Annotated in this window: 9 protein-coding genes; 1 reads left to right on the top strand and 8 read right to left on the bottom strand. The window is 67.8% G+C overall.

Translation table 11 applies throughout. The annotated features are described in order from the left end of the window. Positions 1-394: 394 nt before the first annotated feature. The 7 genes from ACFXOM_RS28400 to ACFXOM_RS28370 all read right to left on the bottom strand — a co-directional run bounded on the left by ACFXOM_RS28400 (position 395) and on the right by ACFXOM_RS28370 (position 7,879). Positions 395-640 (bottom strand): hypothetical protein, encoded by a 246-nt coding sequence (locus tag ACFXOM_RS28400; protein ID WP_385039996.1) that lies wholly within the window; start codon positions 638-640, stop codon positions 395-397. Then, complete coding sequence (locus ACFXOM_RS28395) at positions 637-3,051, bottom strand: phage portal protein (protein WP_385039993.1); 2,415 nt, start codon at positions 3,049-3,051, stop codon at positions 637-639. The genes ACFXOM_RS28400 and ACFXOM_RS28395 overlap by 4 nt, the downstream gene beginning before the upstream one ends. Then, entirely contained in the window at positions 3,051-3,404 is a 354-nt protein-coding gene (locus tag ACFXOM_RS28390; RefSeq protein WP_385039990.1) for a hypothetical protein, read from the bottom strand. The genes ACFXOM_RS28395 and ACFXOM_RS28390 overlap by 1 nt, the downstream gene beginning before the upstream one ends. A 41-nt stretch (positions 3,405-3,445) precedes the next feature. Then, complete coding sequence (locus ACFXOM_RS28385) at positions 3,446-3,955, bottom strand: hypothetical protein (RefSeq protein WP_385039987.1); 510 nt, start codon at positions 3,953-3,955, stop codon at positions 3,446-3,448. Between the two features lie 76 nt (positions 3,956-4,031). Then, entirely contained in the window at positions 4,032-5,183 is a 1,152-nt protein-coding gene (locus tag ACFXOM_RS28380) for a glycosyltransferase family 4 protein (protein WP_385039984.1), read from the bottom strand. An 11-nt stretch (positions 5,184-5,194) separates the two neighbouring features. Further along, positions 5,195-6,580, bottom strand: coding sequence for a hypothetical protein (locus ACFXOM_RS28375; RefSeq protein WP_385039981.1), 1,386 nt, complete (start codon positions 6,578-6,580; stop codon positions 5,195-5,197). Positions 6,581-6,628: 48 nt separating this feature from the next. Further along, the gene (locus ACFXOM_RS28370) at positions 6,629-7,879 is read right to left on the bottom strand and encodes a nucleotide sugar dehydrogenase (protein ID WP_385039978.1); all 1,251 of its coding nucleotides are present in this window, start codon (positions 7,877-7,879) and stop codon (positions 6,629-6,631) included. A gap of 66 nt (positions 7,880-7,945) precedes the next feature. Here ACFXOM_RS28370 and ACFXOM_RS28365 point away from each other — a divergent pair, with 66 nt between their 5' ends. Further along, complete coding sequence (locus ACFXOM_RS28365; RefSeq protein WP_385039975.1) at positions 7,946-8,719, top strand: glycosyltransferase family 2 protein; 774 nt, start codon at positions 7,946-7,948, stop codon at positions 8,717-8,719. Positions 8,720-8,858: 139 nt separating this feature from the next. On the opposite strand, the gene ACFXOM_RS28360 is transcribed toward ACFXOM_RS28365, so the two are convergent. Next, a complete protein-coding gene (locus ACFXOM_RS28360; protein WP_385039972.1) occupies positions 8,859-9,761 on the bottom strand; it encodes a TauD/TfdA family dioxygenase in 903 nt (300 codons plus the stop codon). Between the last annotated feature and the right edge of the window lie 93 nt (positions 9,762-9,854).

The following is a 9,854-nucleotide window of genomic DNA, read 5'->3' as shown; positions in this document are numbered from 1 at the left end:
ATTTCAGCATTCGGAGAGAACAAGACGGCTGCCAACTGGGCCAAGGATGACCGGTGCGTGGTCTCCCAAGGTGTTCTGGAGCGCAGGCTGCATGCCGGGTGGGACGGGGAAGAGGCGATCACCACGCCGTTTCGGGGACCCGCGTGGCAGTCGGCGAAGCGCAGCACGTTGGAAGAGGACCGGGCGAAGCCAGCTCAACGCACGTTCATTCCTGAGCCGCGGCCCGATAAGCCACGGAAGAAGCCCCGGGTGACCGGCCCCTTGAAGAGGGTCGCCGCGTCGGCGCCTGCGTGGCGTGACGCAGCACCTGAGAAGGTGACACCGGTTGAGGGCCAGAGCAACAGCATCAGAGCTGTCCGCGGTGGCCTGCCGACCCTTGGACGACGGCGCTGACCTACATCGTCTCCGTCAGGATGTGCAGCAGGAACCACGCCGCGCCTCCGCCCAGGATGACCGTGAACGCTGCGCGGCCGACCTTTGAGCTGCGGATGCGGAACAGCTTGCGAGTGTTCTCGCTCAGCGTGTCGTCGTCGTTCTTGGTGAACAACGCGATGCTCTCGTAGACAGCGAAGAAGACCGCCCAGGCGCCCCAGAGAATCGCGCTGAGGTTCCGTCGGATGAAGCTGATGGTGCGTCTCACGGGGACTCCTCGTCAGCGTTGTAGTGCAGGCGGCAGCGGCAGTTGATCGTGAGGGCGATGGGGGCGAAGGGGTCGCCGGGGTAGCGGAGGCTGGCGCCGTCGACGGTGTACGGGGTGCCGACGGGCAGCGTCTTACCGTGGAGTGCCTTGTGGGCGGGCCGTACGCGGGTGTCTTCGCGGGTGATCCAGGTCCGGACGACGTCGGGTCCGGCGTGTTCCGCTGCGGCGTCTGCGGCGCCGTTGATGGTCGCCACGGCGCACGTCTCGGCGACACGGGCGATCAGGGCGGGCTCTGCGGAGTTGTAGTAGCTGACGACGGCGTGCTCCAGGTCGCCGACGTCCGTGGCGTCGTGCTGGGCGTCGCGGAGGACGGCGGCGAGTTCGGCGAGGAATCCGGTGATGGCCTCGCCGGCGTACGCCGCGGTGACGATGGCGGCCGCGGCGGCGGCCGGCGGGACCTCGTCCGTGCCGGTGAGGGCCTGGCCGACCTTGCGTGCCGTGGCGATGGCCGCCTGTTGCAGGATCGGGGTCAGGGTTTGGCTGGTCTCCTCGGCCCAGCGGGCGGCGCTGACCACACGGTCCTGGTCGAGGTCGGCGTCGACGTGCCGGACGTCGTCGTCGTTCTCGGGCTCCCAGTACCTCGTGTACTTGCGGATTCTTGGGGCGTGGAGCCGGGCGAGTATGACGCCTTCCTGACGTGCGAGGAGCGCGGTGACGGCTGCGGCCACGGCCATGGACAGGGCGTCGAAGTCGTCATCGGTGACCTCGCATCCGTCGCCCTCGGGCAGGGCCTTGGTCTCGACCGTGGCGCGGGCGGCGTCGACGTCCTCGACGGCAGCGCCGGGGAGCGCAGTGTTCTGGGTGCTGCGTGTGCGGTCGATGTCGGCGGCCGCGTCACCGGGGCCGCCGACGGTGGAGGTGGCGCGGGCCGCTGCGACGGTATCGGTAGCCGTCGAACCCGCGGGCAGGGCGAGGGGCGTGCCCTGCGCCCGTGCTGCGGCGACGTCGGCGGCCGCGGTGTCCGGAGCGGTGCCCGGCGGGAGCGGGGCACCGGTGGGCGCAGCCCCGGGTGTCTCACCCGCGGCCGGGTCGGGGCCGAGGCCGAGTGCAGCGGCGTCCTGGTCGTTGGCGGGCACGGGGGCCTTCTGCGGCGAGATCCAAAGAGCCCGGGACTGTGGGACGTTGAATGCTGGCCGCCCCGCGATCTCCCGGTACTCGTCGATCGTGATGAGGCCGGATTCCCACTCCTTGCGGGCTTCCTCGCGGGCCTGGCGGCGGGGGAACTCCAACGCCTGAACACTGGAGGTGTCGAAGCGGACGATCCACTCGTCATCCAGGTCCGGGTCGAATCCGGAGGCGATCAGGTTGAGGTGGGGCAGCTCCGTGTGGTCCCAGAAGTTGTATTCCTCGCGGTCAGCATTCGCGTAGGTCCGCTCGGAGGCGTTCCCGACGATGCTTTCTGGGACGCCGAATGCGGCCAGGATCTCGCCCTTGGCAGTGCTGGACAGCGTCTCGTAGGCCATCTCGCGGGGGCGGGCGGAGGTGTCGACGTAGGTGACTCCGCCGGGCCCGGTGCCCACGAGGGTGAGCTGGCCGGCGTTGTGTGCGCCGGGGGCCAATCGCTTCTGGATGCGGTCGACTTCGCGCTGGTCGACTCCGTCCAGGTCGATACCGACGATTCCGCCCGGTCTGCCGTCATTGTCAATAAAACTGATGTTGTAGGTGCGTGCCTTGACGTCCAGGTCGATGGACAGGCCCGCCGCTTCAAGCGGGGTGACGCCGCAAAAAGGATCGAGAGGGTGGGGGTCCCTGATCCAGATGACGTGCTTGGGCAGCAGCTCCCGGACGTGACCGCTGTAGTCCGTGAACTCGAAGTGCTTCACGTAGTCGGCGTTGCGATCGTCGGGGATGATCTGGACGCGGTCAGGGGGAAGCAGGTCGAGGCGTACGGGGGTGCCGCCGCGGCTGTAGGTCTTCTCGATGAAGACGCCCTTCTTCGACAGAAGGAGCTGTGCGCTCAGCCGCTTCTTGAAGACATCGCCGGTCTCGAGCGGATTGGCCTTCTTGTTGAGCAGCTTCAGCAGCGGGTGGTCGTCGAGAGTCTCCTCGAAGCGCCGTTCGTCTCCGCCCCGGCCGATCTGGATCGGGAGGGTGCTGGCGTGCTTACTGATCGCCTCGATGGACTTGAAGGTCCAGATGGAGCGCTCGTAGCCCTCGACGATGACGCGTTCCATGTCCCAGCCGTCCGCGCGGCCAGGCGTGCCCCACACGTTCGTGACGCCGGCGTACGTCATCGACACGTAGGCGTTGCCCGCGAGCAGGTCCTTGGTCTCAGCGGTCGGTGTGGGCGGGGGAGCAGCGAAGCGCGGAACGAGGAGTCCCCGGAGCGTGGGGAGGAACTGGCGGGGCATCAGGCGGCCCCCTCGTCCTCGTTCTCACGGGTGGTGAGCCACAGGCCGAGGAGCACGACCGCCAGGGCGACGCCGATCCAGCCCAGGGGGGTGCAGAGGGCGAACGCGCAGCCGGTGAGACCGCCGTAGCCGAGGATGCAGACGGCGGCACGGGCAAGGTGCGCCCAGCGCGCTGCGGTCGGCTTCGGGCGCATGAACAGGCCCGTAGCGAGGAGACCGGCCATCGCGGCGGAGAGTCCGGCGGCCCAGTGGAGTGCGCCCAACGCCACGAGGACGCCGAGCAGGCCGAACGCGGTGAGGAACAGGCCGGCGGCTTCGCGCGCGAGCGCCCAGGAGGTTCGCTGAGTAGTCACGCCGCGCACAGTGGACAGCGGGCGGAGTTAGTGTCGCGTGGTCAGCGCGGGGGCCGCGACACCCCTCCCACGTAGGCCTCGATGCCGCGGCGCTGAATACGGCCGCCGGGCACGACCCGGGCGTTCCGGGGCGGGACGGGAATCTTCCGCTTAGCCCGGGTGCTCTGGTCTCCGCCGATCAAATGCCGGTTGTCGATCTTCGCTGAGCAGTCCTGGCCGGTGACCTCGTCGTACGGGCGCCGGCATCCCTTGCAGTAGACCTCGAGCGCGTCGATGCGCTGGCCCTCGGTCGCCTTGAAGCTGCCGCGGTAGTCCGCCACCTTCGCAATCTTCGGGATGACCTGGATCTCCGCGGCCACAACCCAGACGTGGGAGAGGTCGGCCTTCTCCTCCTCGGCGGGGGGCTCGGGCGGGCCTCCGGGGTCGGACTCCACCAGGGCCTTGGTCTCGGGCAGGGGCGGGGCGCTCTCCGGGGCGAGCCAGGAGAACAGAGACTCCTGCAGGTGCGACCTGCCGGTCGTGGACGAAAGGGCAGCTATAGCGGTCGTCACCGTTCCTCCGGATCAATGCGGGGTTGACGTAAAGCGCAACCCCCTTCACAGCAGGAACGTCAACGACCGCGTTCTGTTACACCCCAACATCGGTGGGGCCCTTGGTGTACGGGCCCCACCGATGACTGCCCCGGGGGGAGGTAACGCGGAGCGTCAGTTCGCGAAGCTGGCGGCCGGTGGTAGTGATGTCGTATCGGCGCGCGTTATCGAGAGCCGCCTTGTTCAGGGCCCGGCGTTGGTGGGAGTCCCGGCCCATCTCGTCTAGGGCCGTAGCCAGCGAGCGCGGGTCGCCCGGAGTGTAGGCGATGCCAGCGCCTCCGAGGATTTCCATCACTCCGGGAAGATCGGAGTAGACAACCGGGAGCCCGTGGGCTTGAGCCTCAATGAGGACGAGCCCGAAAGCCTCCAGACCCGTGGTTGTGAAGACCCAGGCGTCGAAGTTCGGCAGGCGGTGCCACAGTTCGGCGCGGGGCAGGAACGGATGAAAATTGACCCGATCCCGCAGGCCGAGGGCGATAGCCCGCTGTTCCAGATGCTCCCGTAGGGGTCCGTTGCCGATCACGGTCAAGTGGTGCGGCTGATCGGTGAATGTGAGGGATTCGATGGCGGTGATCGTGGATTTGTTGTCGTCCAGGCGGCCGGCTTGTACCAGAGACAGGGGTCCGGCCCCTGCGGAAGGCTGATCGCGTGCATGGGCATCGGCCAGACGGATGCCCCACGGGATGACCGCGATGCGGTCGGTGAACCGGCGCCCGGTGAGGCGGTCGATGCGGTCGGCGAGGACGGAGGTCGGGGTGACGATCGCGGCGCTGGCGCCGGCGACTTCGAGCAAGGCCTTGTGTTCCGCCGTGTTCCGCTCGGCTGCCATCACTTCGGGGCCGTGCGCGATGGAGAGGATCGGGATGGTTCCGGCGGTGCGACTGAACGCGAGGCTGAGGGCGAACCCGACGTTCTGGGCGTGGATGGCGTCCGGTCGGATCTGCCCGATGAGCGTCCCTACCTCTTGCGTCAGCTCGTCCACGTAGGTGTCGAAGCCGGGGCCCTGGGGTCGTTTCGTTGTGGAGAGGGGGATCAGGTGATCGAACCCGGTCTTCCACACCTGATGGACCGGTGTCCGGCCGAGGAAGGTCGTATGGGTGTCGGGCATGGCGCGGTAGAGGTCGCTGACGAGGATCATGCTGCCGGACGAAGGCTCGGACGTGCGGTTGATGCCGGTGAGGATCGTCAAGGGTTTCGTGGTCACGCGGAGATCCCCTCGATGGATGATCGGTGTGCGGGAACCGAGGTCGGGGCACTACGGTCCACTGTGACCTGCGGATCAGTGGTGATCATGCGTCCGTGGCTGCGAGGGGGCGCCCACCACGACGCCAGGTGCGGCGTGAGAACCGCGGTGATCTCCTGGGCCGGGTGCAGGAAGCCTCTGCTGTCCTGCTTTGCCGTCCACGCCCTGACGGCCGACCGGGGGTGGACGGGGTGTATCCCGATCTCGCCCTTGGGGAGGATGCCATTGAAGGGCGTGGGGATTCCCTCGTGGTTCCAGTAGTCCCAAGCCTCCAGCGCCTTGGCCTTCTCGAAGCAGTGGTAGAGCTGCCGATAGCGCGGCATATACCGGATCTCGCGAAAGATCATCTGCCCGATCAGTCCTGGCGCGACGTACCGGAGTGCGCTGAGATCAATGCCCTGGAAGGTCACCGTGGCCGCGTCCTGGGACGGGTGCAGCGCGATCCGGGCGAACAGATGGGATAGCCGCCGCCGTACGTACTCGGCGACTCCCGGAGCAAGCGCCGGTTCCACGCCGGCGATGAGCTGGACGAGCTGCTGGTGGCGCGGATGGAAGCGGGCCAGGTCGAACAACCGGTGCATGCCGTCCACGGCGGCGAACGCGAGTCGCTTGTACAGCCAGTTGTTCAGCTCTCCGACCTGGGCGTAGGCCTTGGTCTCCGGAGCCGTGGAGTTGAGCATCAGGTACTCGGACAGCACCTCGAAGTACAGGTAGCCGAGAAACGGTACGGCAGGCACGGCAGCGGCCAACTGGTCAATGAACTCGGGGGCCGCCGTGGCGCGGCCGACTGCGTTGCGCAGGGCACTGTCGAGGAATCCGGCCGCGGCGCCCAGTCCGGCCAGCACGACATGGTCGAGCTGGCCGTTCTCGGCCCGGGTGAGAAAGCTCCGGTAGCGCAGGTAGGTACGCAGGTGGATGGCACCGAGATGCAAATAATCCACACCCTTGGTTGGGATCGGAGCATCCGGGATGACCTCGAAAATCATGGGCGCGGTGTCGGGCTTCGTCTGCATCAGGTAGGCGCCGAGATTGTGCGGACGCATTCCTTCACGCTGACGTACCAGAGGGGAGCAGTACAGCGCCCCGACCAGGCACCCGGTGGAGACGTGCAGCTCACCGCTGGCGCGGATCGCGGCGATGTCCTTGGTGGTGTGCAGCAGGTACATGGGCCGGCCGCTGGCGAGTGCTTCCGCCATCGCGCTGTGCTGGATCAGCCAACCGTTCGGGGTGTCATCTTCCAGGTAGCGGCGCCAGTCGCCCTCGCTCTCGGCCAACGAGGCAGGAGCGGGGCGCAGCGCGGGCCGGGCGTAGTCCGTGTGGACGTGCTCCCATTCTTCACGCAAGGGAACTCCGGGGGTTGAAGTCAGCAGCAGGCCAGGGGAGTTCGGGAGCTACAGCGTCTCGACGTTCGCTCCGGACAGGCGGTTTCGGCAGTCGAGCACGTACGGCGCGTGCTCCTCGACCATCGCGAGGTCGAATCGCGGATGATCCATGAGGAGAACCACCGCATCAGCGGCGGCCACTTCTTCCGGGGTGGCTTCGACCCGGGGCACGTTCAGCCCGGTGTCGTCGCCGTCCGGGAGGTTGGGTTCGGCGCCGCGGACGTCGGCGCCGAGGCCGATGAGAAGTTCGGCGACACGTGTCGAAGGGGAATTGCGAAGGTCGGTGGCGTTGAACTTGTAGGTCAGGCCGAGCAGCAGAATCCGAGATCCGTTGACCGGCATGCCTTTCTTGTTGAGTGCTTCCACGAGGCGCCGGACGACGTAGTCGGGCATGTGCAAGTTCACGTCGGCGGCGAGTTCCGCGAACCGGAACGGGATGCCAAGCTCCTGCTGGGCCTTCCACGAGAGGAACATCGGGTCGACGGGCAGACAGTGCCCGCCGACCCCCGGCCCCGGAGTGAACTTCGTGAATCCAAACGGCTTGGTCGCGGCGGCCTCGATCGCCTCCCAGATGTCCACGCCGAGGGCATCGGCCAGCATCGCCATCTCGTTGATCATGGAGATGTTGACGAACCGGAAGGTGTTCTCCAGCAGCTTGGCCAGCTCGGCGACCTTCGGCCCTGACACCGGCACCGTGGCCTCGAAGATGCCGTCGTAAAAACCCTTGATCACGTCGAGCGATTTGGCGTCGATTCCGGACACCAGCTTCGGCGTCCCGTCGAACGACCACCGCTTGTTTCCGATCCGCTCGGGGCTGAAGCCAGCCAGGAAGTCTGCCCCGCCCCTGAGGCCCGAGGTCTCCTCCAGGATCGGCAGCAGCAGCTCCTCGGTGGTGCCGGGATAGCTCGTGGACTCCAGGACCACCGTCGCGCCGGGGCACAGGTGCTCCCCCAGGGTCCGGGCGCAGGACTCGATGTAGGTCAGGTCGGGCACGCCGTCCCGCAGCGGGGTCGGCACGGTGATCACCGCGATGTCGAAGCCGGCCAGCGCGGCACCGTCGGCGGTCGCGGAGTAGGCCCCGGAGTCCAGCACTGCGCGCAGCCGCGAGGAGTCCACGTCCCGCACGTAGGACTGGCCAGCGGCGAGCTGCTGGACACGGTCCGTGTCCACGTCGTAGCCGACGACACAGTGCCCCACCTCGGCCGCGCGTACGGCCAGAGGAAGCCCTACATAGCCCTGACCAGCGACAACAATCTGCATGGCAGCTCCTACTCGATTCCGGTGCTTGAATGGACCGTCGTTCCTGGTCTGGCAAGGAGAAGTGCTGTGCCCCTGGTGTCGGTCGTGATGCCCGTGTACAACTCGGCAGCCACCCTCGGCGCGGCCGTCCGATCGGTACTCACACAGACCCACAGCGACCTGGAGCTGCTGGTCACCGACGACCAGTCCTCCGACGCCTCCATGGACCTGCTCCGCGAGTTCGCCAAGCAGGACGAGCGCGTCCTGCCTCAGTCGGCACCCGAACGGGGCGGTGCGGGCCGGGCCCGCAACCTCGCGATCGAGCGGGCTCGCGGGGACTACATCGCCTTTCTCGACAGCGACGACATGTGGCTTCCGGAGAAGACCGAGAAGCAGCTCGCCTTCGCTGCGGAAGGTGATGCCCCGCTGACGTTCACCTCGTACTTCAAGATGGACGCCGACTACGACGGCGAGAGCACCGACTGGGTCCCGAACGGGCGGGTGGTCCGTGCGCGGGAGCACGTGGACTACCGCGCGATGCTGGTCCGAGACCACATCGGTGCACTCACCGCCATGTACGACCGCAATGTCCTGGGCACGAGGCGGATGCCGGAGATGCGCAAACGCCAGGACTACGCCCTGTGGCTGTCGATCATGCGGGACGGCGCTGACGCCCGTGGCCTGGCTGAGCCACTTGCGATTTACAGGGCCCACCAGGCGGGATCGCTGTCCTCCAACAAGCTGTCGCTCGTGCAATACAACTGGGCCCTGTACCGCCGGCACGAGCGCCTGTCGGTCCCGCGGGCGACGCGGGCACTGGCCGGCGCTGTGTGGCAGTCGCTGAGCAACTCGCGCATCTAACACCGTGCACGGGCCCGGGGAACCGGGTGCGCGACGGTATCCGGGGGCGCCCGACCGGCCCCAGCCCCGTGGCCGTGCCGCGTGCTCCGGGGCTGGACCCGGGGGCGGGACTCGGTGAGTCGCCGGTGCCGTCGGCCGGCTACGCGGCCGAGCCATCGCCGGCCCCCGCGCGCAGGAACAACTGGAGGAGTAGCCGCCGGTCGGAGACCGGGACGGTCTCCTGACCGCTGTGGAGCGCCTCCCGACCGTGCAGGAAACGGCGCTGGTTCACGATGAGGTAGTCCCCGGGCTGAAGCATGAAGGAGACCTGACCCCGGACGAGCTCCTCGGCGAGTTCCCTGGCTGCGTCGGCGTGCGCCTGGCCGAGCTCGGACCTCTCCAGCATCTTGGCGGTGAACCGGACGAACCCCTCGCCCGGGCCGGAGCCATCCAGGATCGGAAACGGCTTGTACTCTTCGCCCACGCCGAACAGGTCGAAGAAGGTCCCGTAGTGGTAGGCCGACTCGGCCAGCAGGGCGCGGCTGTCCTCCGACAGCCGCGTCACCGCCGCGTGGGCGTCGGAAAGGATGCTGGGGCCGCCGCCAAGCGGGTCGCGGCGAACGCAGAGGAGTGTGGTGTAGTCCGGGGGCAGGGTCCCGTTCACCAGGTCCATGTGAAACGCGTTGTACCCGATGCCGCTGGACTTGCCGGGGTCCTTGTCGACCTTGACCCCGATGTCCTTCCACAGGGGCCACCGCGGGAAGGGCGAGAAGGGGACCGCCACCTCGGCCGCGAAGCCCGTCACCAGCCGCAGGAACCGGTCATCGTCGGTCCCCAGCACCTTGGAGAGGTTTCCCAGGCGCAAGACGGCGTATCCGCCGCCCTCGCCGGTCAGCGCGTGGCGCAGGGTCGCGGTGACATCCTCGAATCGTGGGGCGGCCGTCAGCTCGGTCCGGTACTCCGCAATGGTGGACTGCGCCAGGAACGAACCGTCCAGTTCCCAGGGCGGGAGAGAACGTTCGATCAGAGAGGCTTCGAGTTCGCTCGGGATGTCGATGAACATGCGGAGCTTCCTTCTCTCTTGGGGTCCTTGAGGTGTCGCTTTGGTGCTGGTGCTGCCGCCCGGGCGCCGAAGGCGGCCCGACAGCGGGTGGGT

The sequence above is a fragment of the Streptomyces sp. NPDC059169 genome (assembly GCF_042755225.1).
GTDB lineage: Bacteria > Actinomycetota > Actinomycetes > Streptomycetales > Streptomycetaceae > Streptomyces.
Note: the sequence above shows the minus strand (reverse complement) of the source record. Positions and strands in the feature narration are given on the sequence as shown.

Excerpts from the sequence above, each read along its gene's own strand:
- ACFXOM_RS28395 (WP_385039993.1), bottom strand. The coding sequence starts at position 3,051 with ATGCCCCGCCAGTTCCTCCCCACGCTCCGGGGACTCCTCGTTCCGCGC.
- ACFXOM_RS28370 (WP_385039978.1), bottom strand. The coding sequence starts at position 7,879 with ATGCAGATTGTTGTCGCTGGTCAGGGCTATGTAGGGCTTCCTCTGGCC.
- ACFXOM_RS28360 (WP_385039972.1), bottom strand. The coding sequence starts at position 9,761 with ATGTTCATCGACATCCCGAGCGAACTCGAAGCCTCTCTGATCGAACGT.